Origin of the sequence: Rhizobium sp. TRM95796 (genome assembly GCF_025779995.1) — a bacterium.
Classification (GTDB): domain Bacteria; phylum Pseudomonadota; class Alphaproteobacteria; order Rhizobiales; family Rhizobiaceae; genus Rhizobium_E.
Map to the genome: position 1 here is coordinate 91,148 of NZ_JAOXHE010000010.1, position 20,989 is coordinate 112,136.

13 protein-coding genes are annotated in these 20,989 nt (G+C 62.8%); 4 read left to right on the forward strand and 9 right to left on the reverse strand.

The window, feature by feature from the left end; all coding sequences use genetic code 11:
* The first annotated feature begins 32 nt into the window (after positions 1-32).
* Positions 33-773, forward strand: coding sequence for a histidine utilization repressor (gene hutC, locus OCK01_RS20270; protein ID WP_263825515.1), 741 nt, complete (start codon positions 33-35; stop codon positions 771-773).
* Entirely contained in the window at positions 770-2,263 is a 1,494-nt protein-coding gene (locus OCK01_RS20275; protein WP_263825516.1) for an HAL/PAL/TAL family ammonia-lyase, read from the forward strand. Before hutC ends, OCK01_RS20275 begins: the two co-directional genes overlap by 4 nt.
* 14 nt (positions 2,264-2,277) lie before the next feature.
* Here OCK01_RS20275 and repC read toward each other — a convergent pair whose 3' ends face one another.
* From repC to OCK01_RS20300, 5 genes are all read right to left on the reverse strand, one after another.
* Complete coding sequence (gene repC / locus OCK01_RS20280; protein WP_318530249.1) at positions 2,278-3,516, reverse strand: plasmid replication protein RepC; 1,239 nt, start codon at positions 3,514-3,516, stop codon at positions 2,278-2,280.
* Between the two features lie 310 nt (positions 3,517-3,826).
* Complete coding sequence (gene repB, locus OCK01_RS20285) at positions 3,827-4,888, reverse strand: plasmid partitioning protein RepB (RefSeq protein WP_263825518.1); 1,062 nt, start codon at positions 4,886-4,888, stop codon at positions 3,827-3,829.
* Between the two features lie 2 nt (positions 4,889-4,890).
* Positions 4,891-6,135, reverse strand: coding sequence for a plasmid partitioning protein RepA (repA, locus tag OCK01_RS20290; protein ID WP_263825519.1), 1,245 nt, complete (start codon positions 6,133-6,135; stop codon positions 4,891-4,893).
* Between the two features lie 484 nt (positions 6,136-6,619).
* Entirely contained in the window at positions 6,620-7,516 is an 897-nt protein-coding gene (locus OCK01_RS20295; protein ID WP_263825520.1) for a LysR family transcriptional regulator, read from the reverse strand.
* A 4-nt stretch (positions 7,517-7,520) separates the two neighbouring features.
* The gene (locus OCK01_RS20300; protein ID WP_182829844.1) at positions 7,521-7,991 is read right to left on the reverse strand and encodes an Lrp/AsnC family transcriptional regulator; all 471 of its coding nucleotides are present in this window, start codon (positions 7,989-7,991) and stop codon (positions 7,521-7,523) included.
* Between the two features lie 153 nt (positions 7,992-8,144).
* Here OCK01_RS20300 and putA point away from each other — a divergent pair, with 153 nt between their 5' ends.
* Positions 8,145-11,840 (forward strand): trifunctional transcriptional regulator/proline dehydrogenase/L-glutamate gamma-semialdehyde dehydrogenase, encoded by a 3,696-nt coding sequence (putA, locus tag OCK01_RS20305; RefSeq protein ID WP_263825521.1) that lies wholly within the window; start codon positions 8,145-8,147, stop codon positions 11,838-11,840.
* 11 nt (positions 11,841-11,851) lie between these two features.
* On the opposite strand, the gene speB is transcribed toward putA, so the two are convergent.
* Positions 11,852-12,799, reverse strand: a complete 948-nt coding sequence (gene speB, locus OCK01_RS20310; protein WP_263825522.1) for an agmatinase — start codon at positions 12,797-12,799, stop codon at positions 11,852-11,854.
* A 190-nt stretch (positions 12,800-12,989) separates the two neighbouring features.
* Between speB and OCK01_RS20315 the strand changes: the two genes are divergently transcribed.
* Positions 12,990-13,514, forward strand: coding sequence for a gluconokinase (locus OCK01_RS20315; RefSeq protein ID WP_246697742.1), 525 nt, complete (start codon positions 12,990-12,992; stop codon positions 13,512-13,514).
* Here OCK01_RS20315 and OCK01_RS20320 read toward each other — a convergent pair.
* The 3 genes from OCK01_RS20320 to OCK01_RS20330 form a co-directional block, all read right to left on the reverse strand.
* Positions 13,509-15,482: an adenylate/guanylate cyclase domain-containing protein gene (locus OCK01_RS20320; protein ID WP_263825523.1), complete on the reverse strand. Its 1,974-nt coding sequence runs from the start codon at positions 15,480-15,482 to the stop codon at positions 13,509-13,511. The two genes, OCK01_RS20315 and OCK01_RS20320, sit on opposite strands and share 6 nt — an antisense overlap.
* Complete coding sequence (locus OCK01_RS20325) at positions 15,482-19,129, reverse strand: FecR domain-containing protein (protein ID WP_263825524.1); 3,648 nt, start codon at positions 19,127-19,129, stop codon at positions 15,482-15,484. The genes OCK01_RS20320 and OCK01_RS20325 overlap by 1 nt, the downstream gene beginning before the upstream one ends.
* 267 nt (positions 19,130-19,396) lie before the next feature.
* Positions 19,397-20,989 carry an ABC transporter ATP-binding protein gene (locus tag OCK01_RS20330; RefSeq protein WP_412179045.1) on the reverse strand — a complete coding sequence of 531 codons (1,593 nt, stop codon included), beginning with the start codon at positions 20,987-20,989 and terminating at the stop codon, positions 19,397-19,399.

Sequence of the window (20,989 nt, forward strand, 5' to 3'; positions counted from 1 at the left end):
AAGCGCGGGCCAAGACAAACCGGGGCGGATCCATGGAGACGAGCAAGGAATCCTTGCATCAGAAAATTCTGAGCGACATCGAGACGCGCATCGTTTCCGGCGACTGGCCGCCGGGTCATCGCATCCCGTTCGAAGTCGACCTTGCCGAACATTACGGCTGTTCGCGCATGACGGTGAATAAGGTGATGACGCAGATCGCCGCTTCCGGTCTGATCGAGAGACGCAAGAAGTCGGGCAGTTTCGTCGCGTTCCCCAAGGCGCAGTCGGCCATTCTCGAAATCCACGACATCAAGGCCGAAGTGCAGAGCCTCAATCTCGCCTATGGATATGAGATCGCCAGCTTCGTCACCCGCAAGGCGACCGCCGAGGATCGCAAGCGTCTCGAACTGCCGTCCGGCGCCCGCGTCGCCGATATCGTTTGCATCCATTTCGCGGAAAGCAGGCCCTTCTGCCTCGAAGAGCGGATCATCAATCTCGAGACAGTGCCCGAAGCGACAAAACCGGATTTCTCACAAAACGCCCCCGGTCCCTGGCTGCTCCAGGAAGTGCCATGGAGCGCCGCGGAACACCGGATCACGGCGGTCTCCGCGAGCCAGGATGTCGCCGTCAGGCTCGATATCGATAAAAGCGCCGCCTGCCTTACGGTCGAGCGTCGCACATGGAGCGGCGCGGGACCCGTAACGCATGTGAAATTCACCTATCCCGGCGATCGGCACGCCCTCGTCGCGCGCTTCACCCCGCCTGCCCAGACCATTACCGGAGCATCGAAATGACCGTTCTTTTATCCGACACGCTGACCTGGCCGGATGTCGCCCGCATAGCCCATGGCGAGACGCTCGAATTGGCACCGGATGTCTGGGCTCGCATCGAGCAGGCGAGCGCCATCGTCGACGCGATCGTCGAAAGCGGCGTGCGCGCCTATGGCATAACCACCGGCGTCGGCGCGCTGGCCGATCGGGTGGTGAGCCGCGAGCAACAGGCTGCCCTCTCCCGCCATATCGTGCTCAGCCATTCGGCCGGCGTCGGCCCGGCTTTGCCGAAACCGGAGGTGCGCGCGATCATCACCGCCCAGATCAACAATTTCGCACATGGCAAATCCGGCGTAAGGCCGGAGATTCTTCGCTACTATCTGAAATTCCTGGAAACTGGCCTGACGCCAGTCACACCTTCTCGCGGCTCTGTCGGCTATCTCACCCACAATGCCGCAATCGCCTTGCTGCTGATCGGCGAAGGAAAAGCGGAACTGGACGGCGAGATCCTCGACGGAAAAACGGCGCTCGAGACAATCGGTCTGCCGCCTTTGACGCTCCGCGCCAAGGAAGGCTTGAGCCTTGTCAATGGCTCTGCCTGCGCCACCGGTCTGTCCAGCCTGGCCGTATCCCGCATGGCGCGGCTGTTGGACTGGGCGGATGCGATCGCCGCTCTCACATTGGAAGCAGCCGGCGCGCAAATCGACGCCCTGTCCGAATTTTCCGTCTCTGTCCGTCCGTCGCCCGGCAGCCTTCAGGTCGCTCGTACGATTGAAACCTATCTCGCCGGAAGCGGTTTGATCGCTGCGGCAAAGGGTCGGCGCACCCAGGATGCGCTCAGCCTCCGCGCTGTTCCTCATGTTCACGGCGCGGCTCGCGACGTCTTTGCCTCGGCTGTCCGTATCGTCGATCAGGAACTTGCTTCCGTCAGCGACAATCCTTTTGTTTCCGGAACACCCGACAAACCGCATGTGCAGTCCGAAGCGCATGCGGTGGCGCCGCATCTCGCCCAGGCCATGGACAGCCTCGCCATAGCGCTCGCGCAACTGTCGATCATGAGCGAACGCCGCCTCGACCGTCTGGTAAGCCCGCTGGTCAGCGGCTTGCCCGCTTTCCTCGCCCAGGACGCCGGCGCCCATTCCGGATTCATGATCGCGCAATATACGGCAGCCGGGCTCGCCAACGAAAACCGCCGTCTCGCCATGCCGGCCTCGGTCGATGGCGGCGTGACCTCGGCGCTACAGGAGGATTTCCTCGCCAATCCCACACCCGCGGTCAACAAACTCTTCGCCGCCCTCGACAACGCCGAATATATCTTCGCCATTGAACTCATGGCTGCGGCGCAGGCCCAGGATTTCGTGTCTGGCCAAGCCGAACGGGCGCCCCTCACCGATCGGCTCCAAACTGCTGTCCGTCAAAAGGTTTCCGCTTATGCGGACGACCGACCTCTGAACCCCGATATCGAGACGCTGCGGAGCATGTTGCATGGCTCCGACTGGTCAGAACTCCGGTAGACAAAGCGGCAAGCCTATTTCGTCTTTCGTTCGAGCGCCTGAAGCATCGGCAGGATGCTGAAGGCGCCGACTTCCGCCTTGTCCGTCAGGTTGCGCAGGTAACCGCCGGGCGATTTGATCTCTTCTGCCCTTTCCAGCATGACAGCGATCACGACCGCGGCGGCTTCTTCGCCCATGGCTGCCCGCGCTTTGCGCCATGCATCCGGCGAAACCCCTAACATCGAGCGGACGAGATCCGCTGTCTTGATGAGATCGCTCCAACCTCTTACGCCCTCGCGGGCATAATCCAATATTTGCGGGCAAACCTTTTGCAATCGCGCCAAGCTCACCAAGGCTTTACGCTGTGGCGCTTCCGCCTTTTCTTTTTCATTGCCGCTGGATTCAAGTAGCTGTTCTGATTTTGAATTCTGTATATGGCGCTCAATTTGTGAGTCATTGGCGCTCATTTCTTCCTCAGATAATGCTTCGAGGTATAGCGTTTCCACCTTATGCCTCAACAGGTTAAGGTCGGATTTCGTCTGGCGGAGCGTCTCGATTTCCGTCTTTCTGGTAAGGGTGGACCGGATGCCGGCGAGTTGGATCGAGAAGTCCAGCCAGTCGCCCGCCCGCCCTTCCTCGAGGGCGATCTCCAGGATCTTGGCGATGTCGCGCTGATGAAGCGTGATTTCGGTCCTGATCGCTCGCAAAAGCTTGTCGTCCTCGCGCGCCTGTTCGGCCAGAGCGAAAATTTCATCGGCCTTCAACGCCAGCGGGGCGAGATCAAAGCCGAAGGCTTCTTCGACGGCGCCATGATCGCCACGGCGACAATAGCGTTTGCCGTTGGCGCTGTCGCGTCGGAAGATCAGTCCTGCTTCGACCAGCGCCGCCACATGCCGGCGGATGGTCGCCGGCGACATGCCGCGCGCGCGCAAGGACAATTCGCGATTGGAGGGGAAAACGATGATCGGTTTCGCGCCATCCAGCTCGCGCTCGGCAGCGAAGCTCGCCATTGCTTCGAGAAGGGCGATGGCGCGGTCGTTCAAACCGTAATGCGCCTTGGCTTCCGTCAGCGCCCTGAGCAGCCGCCATTTGTCGGCGCGGCCGGTTTCATTGCCGCCCTCGCCGCCCTGCAGCGCCTGCTGTCGCTCCGCCACGTCGATCTGGCGCTTGAAAAGGCGCGCAGACATCTTGCCGCCGCCAAAAGGCGTCGTTCCAATTCGTTCGGTCATGTCCAGTCCCCTGATCAAGAAGACAAGGAGGGCCTGCAACGGCATTTCATCGGGACATAGGTCATCGCTCCCGCAAGCATGGCTCGCGAAGCGTATCCAGCCGGAAAACTTAAGGCGCGACAAAGGGTTCGTCGCCGATGGATCAAGCCAATGGGGACGACGATCGAACTCTGCGGCCCACGAAATGCGCGGCCGACTCTTGACTTTGACCTTGGGAAGTGATTCTCTTGGGTTGCTACATCAAAGAGGGCTTCCGAAATGGCGACGTTTTGGGGCCTTTTTTCTTGTCTCGATGTTCCCTTTCTCTCTTCTCGACGTCGCTACAGGGGCCGCTTCCAGCCCCCGCAGCCTATGGTCACGATCCCGTTTTCGCGAGGAATCGCGCGTAATCCTCCGTCATGCGCTCGATCGCAGCTTCGATGAAGCCTTGATCCGCCTCAGCGGAGAATTCGATCTTCACGCTTCTGCCCTGACGATTGACCCGGGCGAATACCTTGCCGTCCGGCGTCGTCAAAGCTTCCGGCGCTGATTTGTCTGATCGAGCCTTGCGGGACACGCGCTCGAACAGCATCTGGAAGCGCTCGTCGCTTTCCGCTGATCTGAAGCGGTCGGAGGCGATTTCCGCCTCCGCCTTGCCTTTGGCCGCGTCGTCGTCGAACAGCTGGCCGAGCGCCATCCAGCGTTCACGGCCGATTTTCGGCGCAGGACCGATGGCGCGGATCAGCGCGTCCGGCACACTGTCGGCCACCTGCAGCAATCTCGACAACTCGCTTTTCTGAACCGCAAGCGCATCGCAGGCGATCTTTCGCTCGAAGCCGCGACCGATCAGCGCCTTGGCGAACAGGGCGCGCTCGATGAAGGAGAGATTGCGCCGCTCGGCGTTCTCTTTCCCTTGCGCCAGCACCAGCTCGCTGTCGGTGAGATTGCGGATAACCGCCTTGACCTTGAGACCGAGACGGTGAACGGCCCGCAGGCGACGATGACCATAGGCGACCTGATAATGCCCCTGCTTTTCGGGATGCGGGCGCACAAGGATCGGCTGCTGCTGGCCGCTCTCGCGGACGCTGTCGACCAGTTGCAGAAAGTCTGGATCGTCCCGTTCTTCTTCGCTGAGACGGTCGCTGACGAAAGAACCGGAGATCTTCTCGGTGTCCAGCGATACGATGCGCTCGCCTTCTTCCAACGCCTGGCGAAGAACGCGGGCTTCTTCCGCTTCCCGCGTGATGCTGGTCAGCGACAGGCCCATGGCCTTGATGGCGCCGGAAGCGGCGCGCGGCGGCGCGGCCTGTTCTGCGGCCGGCGGCTGCGAAGCGCCTTCCGGGTTGATCGACGTCGACAGATTGCTGACGTCACCCGCCGGCGTCACGGCGTCTCCGAACAGCGCCTTGAGCGAATTCTTGCGATCGCGGCCCGCCATGCTCACCGTCCCCATGCCGTGTGAATGAGCTTTTCGATCTCGGCATTGACGGCGTCGAGGGACTCCATCGCGCGATCATAGGTTCCGCGACTGAAATTCTCACGACCGACCTCATAGAGTGTCTGCTTGGTGAGGCCGGCGTCGGAGACAGCCGTCGATTTCAACATCGGCGCGGTTAGAACGCGGTCGCCGAACAGCGAGCGGAGGAAGCCGACGATCTGCGTCTGCGGTCCGTCATGCGGTTCGAACCGCGTCACGAGATAGCGCAGGAAATCGAAATTCAACGAACCGCCCGCTTCGCGCACGACCGCCAGAAGATCGGCGGTCATGAACAGGAACTGACTCATCGAGGCGACGTCGAGCATCTGCGGATGCACGGTGACGATCACCGACGTCGAAGCGCACAGCGACGACAGCGTGAGATAGCCGAGCTGCGGCGGGCAATCGAGAACGACGACGTCATAATCGTCCGCCACCGTTTCCAAAGCCTGTTGAACGCGGGCGAAAAACAGGCTGTTCTCGTCGCCGGGTTTGCGCATCGACAAAGCCCGTGGCGTCTGATGCTCGAATTCCTGCAGTTCGAGATTCCCCGGCACCAGATCGAGGCCATGGAAATAGGTCTTGCGAATGATGTCGCGCAGCGGGCGCGCCTCGTCGTCATAGCGGATCGCGCCGTAAATCGTGTCGTTGCCGCTGAGATCAAGTTCCGGCTGGTAGCCGAACAGCGCCGAAAGCGAGGCCTGCGGATCGAGATCGACCGCGAGCACCCGATGGCCGGTCATCGCGAGATATTGCGCCAGGTGCACGGCCGAGGTCGTCTTGCCCGAGCCGCCCTTGAAGTTCGTGACCGAAATGACCTGCAAATGTTCGCTGCGCGCCGGATCCCGCCATTTCAGATAGGTCCGCGCCTTGGCGTCATTGCCCTTTGCCAGCGCCTGGTCGGCCAGGAAGCGCCGCAGCGCATCGATATCGGCCAGCGAATAATAGCGGCGCCCCGCAGAGCCGATCTGCGGCTGCGGCCCCTCCCCCGCCAGCGTCAACTGACGCAGATAACCGTCGGACACGCCGATCAGGCGCGCGGCCTCGCCCGACGTAAACGACCTCAATGTCTTCTGCGACGCCGGCGGAAACAGCCGCTCGCGCATGGCCTTCAGCTGCGCCGACAGAGCCTGCGCATCGAGCGCAATGGTCTCGTCGGCTGATCGGCCCGCCGCCTTGTCGACATTCATGCTGGACGGGATAGCCATCCAAATCTCCGTAAGTGATGGTATCCTCTCCGCATTAACGGCGTCATGCCGGCGATTAACGGAGCGTCAACCTTTGACACACCCCTTCCACGATTCTCGCCGATTTGAAATACGCGCCGAGACGAAACTAACAGGAAGCGATGTCAATTACGGCGAACTTGGCATTCTTCACCGTTTTCCGTAACAACGGTGCGACAGACAGCGAGTCGCGTCAAGAATTTTATGAGACCGCACAAGAGCGCCGGGGAGCGCTTCGCAAGCCTCGCGAAAGCTTCGACGTCCGCGGCCTCGTCAGCGCCTGGCCTCGGCTGCGAGAGATCTACCCGGGCGGTATCGCTACAGTGGGGCCGCCGAAAACGCTCGCAATCACTTTTCGTCGCTTTCGGACACGTCTTGCGCCGGCGTTGGCGAAGTCCGAAAACTCCCTGCACATTCTTTGGCGCCGGATATCGTCGCGACCTCTACTGAACGGGCGAAAACATCATCACCTTTCGCTGGCGGTTTCCGCCAACAGCCATTCTCTAAAAGCCTGCAATGGCGGATAGGAGGCGCGCTCGCTCGGCCAGACGAGATAATAGGCTCCTTCGCTGGCCATCGGCAGATCTATGGCTTTCACGAGACGGCCGGACGCCAATTCAGTTTCGATGAGAAATTCCGGAAGCAGCGCCACGCCCATGCCGGCCATCGCCGCTTCTGCGATAGTGGAAAACTGATCGAACAGCATCCCGCGCACGCTGTCGTCGGCCGCGCCGTGATGGCGGAGCCAGCGTTCCCAGGCATCGGGGCGGGTCGTCAGATGCAGAAGCGGCGCCTCACGCACCGCGGCCGCATCGCTGAAATCATATCTCGATTTAAGATCAGGGCTGCAGACCGGCAAGACCGTTTCGCCGCGCAGCATGGCCATCTCGCCGCCCTGCCATTCCGGTCCGCCGAAATGGATGGCGGCGTCGACGGGGTCGAGGCGAAAGTCGAAATAACTGAGCCGGGTCACCAGGTTGAAGCTGACGCCGGGATTGGCGTCGATAAAGCGCGGCAGGCGCGGTGCCAGCCAGCGCGCGCCGAAGGTCGGCAGCACCGCGAGATTGAGCGTTCCGCCGAACGGATTGGCGCGCAGATTGAGAGAGGCGGTGCTGATCAGTTTAAGCGCATCGCGGATGTCGCGGGCATAGGCCTCGCCGCCGGCGGTGAGCCGGATCGTCTGCTTCTCGCGGTGGAAGAGCTCGACGCCCAACTGCTCCTCCAGCGCCTTGATCTGCCGACTGACCGCCCCCTGGGTCAGGGACAGTTCACGCGCGGCCGCGGTGACGCTGCCGGTGCGGGCAGCGGCCTCGAAGGCGGAGAGATAATGAAGGGCGGGAAGGAAGCGACGCGGACTCTGCATCCGCTCAACCCCAATTTTCCTTGACCGACTCCATCACCACATTGGTGGACGTGCTGGAGACGAAGGGCAGGCTTGAAATCTTTTCGCCCAAGACCTGACGGTAGCGATGAATGCTCGGCGTGCGTATCTTGAGGAGATAGTCGAAGCGGCCGGCGATCATGTGGCACTCCTCCACCTCCTTGATCCGCTTCACCGCTGCGTTGAAGCTCGACAGAGCCTCTTCACGCGTATCGGTCAGCTTCACCTCGGCGAAGGCGACGTGATCGAGCCCGATCTTGATCGGGTTGAGCACCGCCTTGAAGCCGTCGATATAGCCGTCTTCGATCAGCCGGCGCATACGGATCTGGCACGGCGTTTTCGACAGGCCGACTTTCGCCGCGAGATCGGTCACGGAGATGCGGCCATCTTCGGCGAGCGCGTCGAGTATTTTCAGGTCGAATTGGTCCAATTCACCATGCGAGACGGCTTTTCTCATCTGATCGCCTGATTGTATATCACCTTTTAGGCGATACGATTATTTTTTGGCATAATTATAGTCAAGCATTTTAAGCGCGGAAGAGATATGATCTTGACGAGGAATCCATAAAACCGCCCCCGTGTCGCGCCCTTGTTTCAATAGAGGTGATCCATGTCCCAGACCGCCCCTTCGCCTGCACTTCAACCGGAATCCAGCCCGTTCAACGATTTCGCACCGCAGGTGCGGCCCCAATCGGCGCTGCGCCGGGCAATCACCGCCGCCTATCGCCGGCCGGAACCGGAATGCCTGCCGCCGCTTCTTGAGGCTGCAACATTGTCTCCTTCGGTTCAAGTCCAGGCGCAAGCCACGGCCCGCAGCCTGATCACCGCGCTCCGCGCCAAGCATAAGGGCACGGGCGTCGAGGGGTTGGTGCAGGAATATTCGCTGTCGAGCCAGGAAGGCGTGGCGCTGATGTGCCTTGCCGAAGCGCTGCTGCGCATTCCCGACACCGCCACCCGCGATGCGCTGATCCGCGACAAGATCGCCGAGGGCGACTGGAAGTCGCATATGGGCGGCGGCCGCTCGCTGTTCGTCAACGCCGCGACCTGGGGATTGGTGGTGACCGGCAAACTGGCCTCCACCGTCAATGATCACTCGCTGTCGGCCGCGTTGACCCGGCTGATCGCCCGCTGCGGCGAGCCGGTGGTCCGGCGCGGCGTCGACATGGCCATGCGTCTCATGGGCGAGCAGTTCGTCACCGGAGAAACCATCGATGAGGCGCTGCGCCGCGCACGGCCGCTGGAGGAGCGCGGCTTCCGCTATTCCTATGACATGCTCGGCGAAGCGGCCACCACAGCCGCCGACGCCGAACGCTATTACCGCGATTACGAAAACGCCATTCACGCCATCGGCAAGGCCGCCGCTGGCCGCGGCGTCTATGAAGGTCCGGGCATTTCCATCAAGCTGTCGGCGCTGCATCCACGCTATTCTCGCGCCCAGGCAGCCCGCGTGATGGCGGAACTTCTCGGCAAGGTGAAGTCGCTGGCGGCACTCGCCAAGCGCTATGACATCGGCCTGAATATCGACGCCGAAGAAGCCGATCGTCTCGAATTGTCGCTCGACCTGCTGGAAGAACTCTGCCTCGACGAAGGGCTGTCGGGCTGGAACGGCATGGGCTTCGTGGTGCAGGCCTATGGCAAGCGCTGCCCCTTTGTGCTCGATTATATCATCGACCTCGCCCGCCGTTCGCGTCGCCGCATCATGGTGCGCCTGGTGAAAGGCGCCTATTGGGACGCCGAAATCAAGCGCGCTCAACTCGATGGCCTTGATGGCTTCCCGGTCTTCACCCGCAAAATTTATACCGACGTCTCCTATATCGCCTGCGCGCGCAAGCTGCTGGCGGCGACGGATGTGATCTTCCCGCAATTCGCCACCCACAACGCCCAGACGCTCTCGACCATCCTGCATATGGCCGGTCCGGATTTTCATGTCGGCAAATATGAGTTCCAGTGCCTGCATGGCATGGGCGAACCGCTCTATGAAGAAGTCGTCGGCGCCGACAAGCTCGACCGGCCCTGCCGCATCTATGCCCCGGTCGGCACGCATGAGACGCTGCTCGCCTATCTCGTGCGGCGCCTGCTGGAAAACGGCGCCAATTCCTCCTTCGTGAACCGCATCGCCGATCCCAATGTCTCGATCGACGAATTGATCGCCGATCCCGTCGACATCGTCAGGGCGACGCCGGCGCCGGGCGCGCAGCACGACAAGATCGCTGCCCCCGTCGATCTCTTCGGCGCGCGCCGCAATTCAGCGGGTCTCGACCTGTCGAATGAAACGACGCTGGAGCAACTTGGAGCAGCCCTGAAGGCCACGGTGTCGACCGGTTGGTTCGCCGAACCGATGCTGGCGGGCGTCGAAGCGCGCGGCGCGACGCGGCTGGTGCTCAATCCCGCCAATCACGCCGACATGGTCGGCCATGTCACCGAACTCGCCGCTGAGGACGCGGCTACGGTGATGGCCGCCGCAGCTTTCGGCGCGGAAGGCTGGGCCGCGACGGCCCCAGCCGAACGCGCCGCCTGCCTCGATCGCGCCGCCGACCTGATGCAGGCCCGCATCGAGACGCTGATGGGCGTGATCATTCGCGAGGCCGGCAAATCTGCGCCCAACGCCATCGGCGAAGTGCGCGAGGCTATCGACTTCCTGCGCTATTACGCCGAACAGGCGCGCCGCACGCTGGGGCCTGCGCATCTGCCGCTCGGTCCGATCGTCTGCATAAGCCCCTGGAATTTTCCGCTGGCGATCTTCACCGGACAGGTGGCGGCGGCTCTCGTCGCCGGCAATCCGGTGGTGGCCAAGCCCGCGCCGGATACGCCCCTGATCGCCGCCGAAAGCGTGAAGATCCTGCATGAAGCCGGCGTTCCCGTCTCCGCCTTGCAACTCGCTCCCGGCGGCGGCGAACTCGGCGGCGCGCTGATTGCGGCGCCCGAGACAGCCGGCGTGATGTTCACCGGCTCGACCGAGGTCGCGCGCCTCATTCAGTCCAATCTTGCCGGACGGCTGTCGAAATCGGGACGCCCGATCCCGCTGATCGCCGAAACCGGCGGGCAGAACGCCATGATCGTCGATTCCTCGGCGCTCGCCGAACAGGTGGTCGGCGATGTCATCGCCTCCGCCTTCGACAGCGCCGGCCAGCGCTGCTCGGCGCTGCGCATACTCTGCCTGCAGGAAGAGATCGCCGACCGGACGCTGACCATGCTGAAGGGCGCTCTCAACGAGCTCAGCATCGGCTCCACCGACCGTCTGGCCGTGGATATCGGCCCGGTCATCAACCCCAAGGCCAAGTCGGTTATCGAGGCGCATGTCGAGCGCATGACCGCGCTCGGCTGCAAGATCGACCGGCTCCCGCTCGGCCAGGAAACGGAAAAGGGCACCTTCGTCGCGCCCACGATCATCGAGATCAAGTCGATCGCGGACCTGAAGCGCGAAGTCTTCGGCCCGGTGCTGCATGTCATCCGCTACCGCCGCAAGGATCTCGACCGCCTGATCGACGCGCTCAACGCCACCGGCTACGGCCTGACCTTCGGCCTGCACACCCGTCTCGACGAAACGATCGCGCATGTAACGAGCCGCGTCCGCGTCGGCAATATCTATGTCAACCGCAACGTCATCGGCGCAGTGGTCGGTGTACAGCCTTTCGGCGGGCGTGGTTTGTCGGGCACGGGTCCGAAGGCGGGCGGTCCGCTCTATCTCGGCCGTCTGGTAGAAAAGGCGCCGGCGCCGCCGCAGGTCAGCTCGGCCCACAGCGATCCCGCGCTGCGCGACTTCGCCTCCTGGCTCGACGCGCAGGGGCAAGAAGACGAAGCGGATTTCGCCCGCGCGCTCGGCAGCCGCTCGGCGCTCGGCTTCGAGACCGAGCTCGACGGGCCGGTCGGCGAGCGCAATCTCTATGCGCTGCATCCGCGCGGCCGCATCCTGCTCGCGCCCGTGACGAAACAGGGACTGTTTCGCCAGGTATCAACGGCGCTCGCCACCGGCAATACGGCCGTGATCGACAAGGACGCCGGACTGGCGGATCACCTCAAGGATCTACCATCGAGCCTGTCCGGACGTCTGGTCTGGGCGAGCAACTGGGCGGCGGCTGGTCCGTTCTCCGGCGCGCTTGTGGAAGGCGACGCCGGCAGGATCACCGAAGTCAGCCGTCGCATCGCCGATCTGCCGGGACCGCTGGTGCTGATCCAGGCGGCGTCGAGCGAAGCCATCGCCGGCGATCCCGACGCCTATTGCCTCAACTGGCTGCTCGAAGAGGTCTCGACCTCGATCAACACCGCCGCCGCAGGCGGAAACGCCAGCCTGATGACCATAGGCTGACGTTTCGCCTCTCAGCGAAACTTCGCGGCGATCACGCAGAGCAATTCGAACATCATGGTCGCGCCGGCAAGCGCGGTCATGCCGCCGGTATCGAAGGGTGGCGCGACCTCGACCACGTCTGCCCCGACTATGTCGAGACCTTCCAGCAGGCGCACCATCGCCTGAGCCTCGCGCGTGGTGAAGCCGCCAATCTCGGGCGTGCCGGTGCCCGGCGCCTGCGAGGGGTCGATGCAGTCGATATCGAAGGTGACGTAGATGGGATCGGCGCCGACGATCTCGCGCGCCTCCGCCATCACATCCTCGACACCGCGCCGGACGAATTCTTCAATGTAAATGATGCGGATGCCCTGTTCGAGCGCCCAACCATGCTCGTCGAGTTCGTAATTCGAGCCGCGAATGCCGATCTGCACGATGCGCTTGGGGTCGAGCAATCCCTCCTCGATGGCGCGGCGGAATGGCGTGCCATGGGTGAAGCGGTTGCCGCCGAAATAGGTGTCGTTGGTGTCCGAATGAGCGTCGAAGTGGATCATCCCCACGGGTCGCTGCTTCGCCACGGCGCGAAGCGACGGCAATGTGGTCAGGTGATCGCCGCCGGCGGCGAGCGGAATGGCGCCGGCGGCCACGATCGAGGCGATGCCGTCCTCGATGCGCTTCAACCCATCCATCAGATCGATCGGATTGACCGAGACGTCGCCGACATCGGCGACATTGGCGAGGTCGAAAGGCGCGATCTTGGAGACATGATGGACGCGGCGCATCAGGCTCGACTGGTTGCGCATCTCCCGCGGTCCGTGGCGGGCGCCGGCTCGGTTGGTCGTGCCCCCGTCCCAGGGAACGCCGACCAGCGCGATATCGAGACCCTCGGCTGTTGGCACGGCCGGCAGGCGCATGAAGGTGGCGTGTCCCGCGAAGCGCGGGACTTCGGCGGCGTCGACGGGTTGGTGTGTGGTCTTTTTCATTTCAAATCCCTCTGGAGCCGGCGGCTCTGCTCTTCGCAGCTGCGAAGGATTTCCCGATTCGGCTCGCGAGTAAATCGAAGGGCGCCGTTTCATTCGCCTTTCCGATCATGCTATTCGGAACGCCTCGCCGGGCGACACATTTCTCCCGAGCGTGGATAGCCAGCATTCATTGGCGGATGGGAGACACGACATGGCCGGAACCGATCAGAACAAACCCCTCGCCATCAATGTCATGGGCGTCACCGGCTGCGGCAAGACGACGGTGGCCGAGGCGCTCGCAGGTGCGCTCGGCGCCGATTTCATCGAGGGCGATGCGCTGCATCCGGCCGAGAATGTCGAGAAGATGTCCCGGGGCGAACCGCTCACCGACGAGGATCGCGCCGGCTGGCTCGAGAGCATCGGTCGGGCGCTCGAAACCAATCTCGGCGAGAACCGCTCGACCGTGACGACCTGCTCGGCGCTGAAGAAGACCTATCGCGACACGCTGCGCGCGCATGCGCCCGAACTGATCTTCGTCTTTCTCGATATCAGCCGCGAGACGTCTTATGCGCGCGTCTCCCACCGTCCCGGCCACTTCATGCCGGCCAGTCTGGTCGACAGTCAGTTCGACACGCTGCAGCGACCGGGCGCCGACGAACGTCATCTGAAAGTGGATGGGACATTGCCGATCGAGGATATTGTCGCGGCGACACTCGACTATCTCCGGACGCTATAGCGTTTCCTCATCTGCCGCGATGATGTCGAACCGCGCATAGTAGCCTGCGAGGGCGGGATTCTCATCGGCCAGACGCATGGCCAATTCCCGCGCCTTCAACGGATTTGCGCCGTAATGGGCGTCGAGAAGCGCGCGGTGAAGGGCGAGCACGGCCGCCGATGCAGTGCGTAGCACTGTAAAGACCGGCGCTTCCTCCGTCTTGCCCTTGACGATGATCCGATCCAGCTCGAACACGGCCAGCCGGTCGCCGATGATGCGCGCCGTTTCGACGCCGATCAGCAGTGGAACATCATAGAGTTTGGACGCGCCTTCGAGGCGGGAGGCGAGATTAACGGCGTCGCCCAGCACAGAATAGTCGAAGCGCGCCGTGGAGCCCATATTGCCCACCACGCAATCGCCGGTGTTGACGCCCACCCCGATGCGCAGTGGAAAATGACGTCGGCCATGCGCCCTGGCGTCTGCCTCCAGCGTGCGGTTGAGCGCCTCCATGGCGTCCAGCATGTCCAGCGCCGCCGAGACCGAAAAATAGGCGTGATCGGGCGATTCCAGCGGCGCGTTCCAGAAGGCCATCAGGCAATCGCCGATATATTTGTCGATCGTGCCGCCGCGCGCCAGCACGATGTCCGAGAGCGGCGTCAGCAGGCGGTTGATCAGCGTGGTCAGTTGCTCGGGATCGTCCTTGAGCTGCTCGGCGATCGTGGTGAAGCCGCGCACGTCGCAGAACAGGATGGAGAGTTCGCGTTTTTCGCCGCCAAGCCTGAGACGCGAGGGATCTCGGGCCAGTTGATGCACCAGTTCCGGCGCGAGATATTGCGCAAACGCCTTGGTGATGCGCTGGCGTGATTTCCGCTCCTGGGCGTAATCGATCATCGCCTGTCCGGCCTGAATGGAAACGAAGACCGCGAGCGAGGGCATCGGCGAGATGAACAGTCGGCCATAGCGCAGCATGAACCACGACGCCATGAAAACGGCGGCCATCAGCGCGAGGCCGACGGCGAAACCCTGCCAACCCGAATTGTTCGAAACGATCAACGCCGAAGCGATCGCCACGAACAGCAACAAACCGAGGCGCAGGGTGTCCGATCCATCCCGGACCGAAAGCGAATGCCTGAGATTGTCGAAAATCGTCGCCTGGATTTCCACGCCCGCAGTCAGCCGTCCGTCATGCACCGTATGCGGCGTCGCGAAGGCGTCGGCGCCGCCGCCCTCGAGGGTCGGCGCATTCTGAAGGCTGAGGCCGACCAGGACGACGCGGCCCCTGAGCAGGCCGGGCGGCAGAAAGTTGTCGGGGTCGAGCGCCTGATAATAGGAAACCGTCTGGTATCGGCGCGGGCCGCCGAACACCTGGATGAGACGGCCCGTATCCGGCACATCGAAGGCTTCGCCGGCCGCCTTGGCCAGCATCGCGGCGAATCCGTCGGAGTAAGAGGGCGCCTCGCGGAGCACGCCGTCACGGCCGAGCGCGACCGATGCGATGCCGGCGCGGGCGCCTTTGTCCGAAAAACGTTGAAGCGGCATGGCCCGGATCAACTGATCGGCCTGATCGGAGGTCACGAGGGATTCGTCGGCCGCCAGCACCACATCCGGCCCGAGCGTTTTTTCGAAAGCCGAATCCTCGGCCTCGTCCGAAGGCTCGGAAAAGACGATGTCGAAACCGATGGCCTTCGCCCCGGCCCCGCGCAGCGCCTCGATGAGACGGCCATGCAGGCTGCGCGGCCAGGGCCAGCGCTGATTGATGTCTGCGAGCGAGGGCTCGTCGATGGCCACCACGATCGGCGCGTCATCAGGAAGAGGCGGCGCGCCGATGGTCGACAGATAATCATAGGCGCGATAATCGACCAACGGCCAGAAGGGCAGCCGGGCCAGACCCGCGACCGCGAGAAACAGCAGCGCCGACAGCAACGCCACCTGCCCTCGCCGGCCACCCAGGCGTCGCCATATGCGCCGGCCCTGAGCCCATGTCAGCATCAGAAGCGGGCCTTGAACATGCCGCGGAAAGACGGCCCCCAGCCGGGAACGCCGTCCGAAATCTCGAAATCGGCATCGAGAAGATTGTAGGCAGAGAACTCCAGCGAATAGCGTTTGTCGAACGGCTCCCAGGTGAGCCCGGCGTCGAGCGTCCAGACATCGTCGAGACGCACGCCGGTCCAATCGGTTCGCCTCCCGAGATAATTGCCGGCGACGGTGACGCGGAGGTTGTTTTCATTGACCCAGGTCGCCGCCACCTGCCCCGCCCATGAGGGCATGAAGGGCATGTTCTTGCCATAGGTCAACGTTCCGGCGTCCTGATTTTCCGACCAAGTCCGGACAGCGGTCGCAGACACGCCGAGGCCGCCGCCCAACGCCAGATTGCCGGTGGCGCTCACTCTGTCAGATATGCCTTCGGCGATCGAAACCGGGATGTTCTGGCTGGGGACCACAGCAAAATATTCGTCGATGCTTTGATGTTGATATTCGACGGACGTGAAGAAGCGATGCGTCCATTCCGCGTCCCAACGCGCCGCCAACGTATCGACGCCGCCATTCGCGTCCACCGGAACCTGCGCCGGCTGGAGACCGACGACGCCGCTGGGCGACAAGGTCGGCGTCGTGAATTCGAGGCTCTCGGCGAGGTAGCCGAGACGCAGCCATTGCCCATCGACCGGTTCCCAGGCGAGACCGACGCGCGGGTCGACGCGACGAACGCCTTTTTCCCCGGCTCCCAAGGCTGAGGCGGTCAGGCCGTATTCCGCCTTCCAGCCGGTCGCGATGTCGTGCAGCGCATCGAGATAGAGACGGCCGTTGAACTTGTCGCCGGCGGTCGAGGCGGAAATGTTCGTTGGCGGATCTGTCTCCTCGCCATAAGAATAGCGGGAAGAATGGCGTTGCCAACCTCCCTCGACGCCATAACGCCAAGTGATATCGCCCGTCTCGACGGTGCGCCCCAAAGATCCGAGAACGGCTTCATGATCGATGTCCTGCAGGCTTTGCAGGTATGGAATAGGAAAGCCTGGAGCGAGGTAAAAATCGACCGCCTGAGAGACATTGCTCTTGGCTTTGGTGTAGAATACCGCGGCATTGACGACATCGTGGTAAGCGAGCGTATGGCTCCAGCCCATGCCCGCGGCGATGGCTTCTCCATCGTCTTCGAGATCTCCCTCACCCGGCAGAATACCGGGCACAGATTGTAGAAAGTCCTGTTTACGGGTCGAGTAATTGAAAAAGCCGATGACGCGATCATAGGGCGTGGGACTGGATGTCGCGTAGAGAAGCCCGTTGGCGATTTCGCTCGTCGAGGAAATTTCGCCGGAGCCATCGACCGGTCGTGCGTCGGTCGTAAGCTCCCAGTCGACATTTGCGTAGAGGCTCAGGGGGATTCCGGAATTCGAAAAAGCCTGTAGCTCGGCATTGGCGATGGGGCCGACGTCCGACCCCGACAGCGCCACTCCGCTCCCGACCGATGTCTCGATGAACGGCGCTCGCAAAAGCTGTGGGCGTCTGGTCGGCCCGGACACCATATGCGGTTCCAGAAGCAGGCCTTGGAAAAGGGTCGAAGCGGAACGGCTCGTCGTGGCGTTCTGCACAATGTCGACGCCGTAGGGATAGCTTATGAAGAAACCCGGAGCGTTGCCGCGCAATGCCTGGTCGATCAAGGCCGAACCGGAGAAGGGATCGAACACAGCGTCGGAATAATAGTCCGCCCACGCGTTGAGGCCCTGAAAGCGGAAGGCGTCATTGAGGGTCGAGCCAGACTCCTGATTGGCGCCGAGCGCGCCATAATAACCGCCGCGAGCGCGGGACAGGCGCACATAATCGCGCGCATAGCGGATGGCGTTCTCCGAATCGTAGTCGTCGAGAGCCATGCGCGCGCGCACGGCAAAGACAACGGGATCGTTGTCATCCAGCCGTTCGGCATTGTCCAGCGCCTGATCGGCGGCGATGCGGTCGCCCTTCTGATATTGCGCCGCCGCGAGCCCAAGCTGGGCCTGTTGATAGCCAGGGTCGGAGACCGATCCGGCGAAGATATCCTCGACGCCGAGTCTCGCTTTGCCGGTCTGCAGGTAGTATCGACCTCGAGCAACCAGCGCCGGCGAAAAACCGGCATCCAGCGACAGCGCCTTGTCGATCAAGGGCTTGGCGTCGTTCACCCGATCAAGATCGAGATAGAAAATCGCGAGATTGGTGTAAGTTGCGGCGCTGAAAGGGTCGATGGAGATGGATTTGCGAAATGCGGCTTCCGCTTCCCGAACGCCGCCGAGTTCAGATTGAATATTGCCGATCTGGTTCCAGCTGGATGCGGAGCCCGGTTCTAGATCCACGGAGCGCTCGACCTTAGCCAAGGCGCCTCTCAAATCGCCGCGGATCCCCCAAAGGTAATGAGACGACACCTCCAGCGCCACGGGATTATCAGGATCAAGAGCCAGAGCGCGCTCCGTCGCCTCCCGAACCTGTTCCCGGTCGTTGAGAAGCAGCGCGATCCAGGCCCGGTAGGCCGGAAGCACGGGATCGTCGGGAAACCGTTTTTCCGCGCTCTTGAATTCGGCGATCGTCGCCTTGAGATCTTTCAGAAACCCCAGCGCATAGGCGCGCAGGAACGCCGCTTCCGGGCCGTCGACGGCGGTCGGCAACGGCTCAACACGGTTGGGGTCGGCAAGCGTGCGCGCATAATAGCCACCGTAGAGCGCAATGCCCTGTCGCCGCTTGTCGAGCCCGGGCTTCGCCTCGGCGAACAGCCTGGCGGACGTTGTGTAGTCACTTTTGAAGCCTGCGATGATCGCCCTGACGAGGGTGAGCCGGGCGCGCTGGCTGCGGCTGAATTTGCTGTCGTCGAGACTGGCGAGCGTCTGCTCGGCAGCCAGCACGCCGTCCAGCCGCAACTGTCCCTCGGCGAGCGCCACCCACTCTTCAGCGCTGCGCGCATCGGCGTTCTTTTCGGAGATGGCGGTGATCGTCCGGCGCACCTCCACCGGCCGACCGAAAGTGGGCGACATCCGTTCGAAGGGCTCGCGACGCGGCAGATAGAACAGCATCTGTTCCCGGTCGTCGGAATCGACGATCGCCAGCATCTCCGGCGCCTGGCCGATCGTCGCAGCCGCCGCCTGGCCTTGTGATACATCGACCGAACCCTGCGGATTGCTCAGGGACACGCGACCATCGAGCACGTGCAGCGCGGTGCGGGAGCCGGCGACGGTCATGGTCCAGTCGGTGCCACGGATGGCGGCGGTGGCGGCGGGCGTCTCCACCATCACGCTCGTGCCGCCGCGCTCGGCGCGCGCCCAGATCGAGCCCGATTGCAGTTCGAACACCGTCTCCTCGCCGCCGGATGCGGCCAGGTTCTTGACGACGAGCGAAGAATTGCGGCCTAGACGAATTTGGGTGCGGTCGGAGAACAGGATCGCGAGTTGCCCGACGGCGTTGGTTCGCAGCACATCGCCGACCAGAAGGTCTTGTTTGACGTCCACGAAGCGCCATTGCGAGGCGTCGATGAAGCGCACTTCCTCGCCGGTCTTCCGCGCGATCACGGCGCCGGCCGCCGGCGATGGTCTCGGCACGGGATCGGCGAATGCGCAAAGCGACGACGCGCCGATCAGCGCCCCGCCCAACAATGCCGGTAACGTAAGTCTATGTGCCCCCATGACGCATCATGTGAAAGCGCCGCAACCACTTGTCAAGCGACCACGAAGACCTGACCAGCTTGAAACACCTCACTTTCAAGCATTCTTCGCTTTTGTGGAGAGACAGCGGTCACCCAACATCCGTATTTTCCAGCGCGGAACAGCATCGTTTTCGGATAAACGCCAGACCACATGACCTTGCAGCATCCGATGTTCCGAAACGGCGAAACAGTGGCAGATTTTCAAGACGTTCGGGCGGCAACGCCGCCGCCGCCCGTAATATTGTCGCTATCCGACCATCGCTGCGGCCATGAGTTCCTTGGTGTAGTCCATCGAGGGTTGGTCGAAGATGTCGTCGGTCTGCCCCTGCTCGACCACTTTACCGTTCTTCATCACCATGATGTAGTCCGACAGCGCCCGGACAACTGCGAGATCGTGGCTGATGAAGAGATAAGCGAGACTGTGCTTGGCCTGCAGATCCCTCAGCAGTTCGATGATCTGCTTCTGCACCGATCGGTCCAGCGCCGAGGTCGGCTCGTCGAGCACGATCACCTTGGGCTTGAGGATGATGGCGCGGGCGATGGCGAGACGCTGGCGCTGGCCGCCCGAAAATTCGTGCGGATAGCGATTGCGGCTGGCCGGATCGAGCCCGACCTCGATCAGACTTTCGATCGCGCGGCGGTCACGCTCGGCCTTGCTCAACTGCGGCTCGTGGATCAGGAGGCCCTCGGTGATGATCTCGCCCGCCGTCATGCGCGGCGAAAGCGAGCCGTAGGGATCCTGGAAGACGAGCTGGAGCTCACGACGAAGCGGACGCATCGCCGCCTTGTCGGCTTTCGAGATGTCCTTGCCGCAGAACACCACCCTCCCTTCGCCGTCATAGAGGCGCAGCAGGATGCGGCCGAGCGTCGATTTGCCTGAGCCGGATTCGCCGACGACGCCGATCGTCTGGCCCTCCTTCAGCATCAGCGAGACCTTGTCGACGGCCGTCAGATATTTGACGCCGCGGCCCAGAAAGTCGCCGCCATATTTGAAGCGGATCGACATGTTGCGCGCATCGATGAGAATAGGCGCTTCCGCGGGCGGCGGCTCCTTGCGGCCGGTCGGCTCGGCGGCCAGCAGCATCCTGGTGTAGTCGTGTTGGGGGTTGGCGAAGATCTCCTGCGCGCCGCCCGTTTCCACCACCTCGCCGCGGCGCATCACCGCCACGCGATCGGCGAAGCGTCTGACGACGCCGAGATCATGGCTGATGAAGACGATGGCAAGGCCCAGGCGATCCTTCAATTCCTTGAGGAGATCGAGGATCTGCGCTTGGATCGTCACATCGAGCGCGGTGGTCGGTTCGTCGGCGATCAGCAGTTCCGGATCGTTGGCGAGCGCCATGGCGATCATCACGCGTTGGCGCTGACCGCCCGACATCTCGTGTGGATAAGAATCGAGCCGCCGTTCGGCGTCGGGAATGCGCACGAGATTGAGCAGCTCGAGGGCGCGCGCCCGGGCCTCCGCCTTGGAGACCTTGCGGTGATAGCGGATCGGTTCCGTGATCTGGTCGCCGATCGTGTAGAGCGGGTCGAGCGAGGTCATCGGCTCCTGGAAGATCATCGTCATCTTGACGCCGCGCACGGTGTTGAGCGTCTTGATCGGTTGGCCGATCAGCTCCATGCCGCGATAGAGCGCCGAGCCGGTCACCCGGCCGTTGGCCGCCAAGAGGCTCATCACCGCCATCATGGTCTGGCTCTTGCCGGAGCCGGATTCGCCGACCACGGCCAGCGTTTCACCTTTGGCGACGGACAGGCTCACGCCCTTCACCGCGTGGATTTCGCCGTCTTCGCCGTCGAAGCGGACATGCAGGTCGTGGATATCGAGAACGGTGTCCGTCAT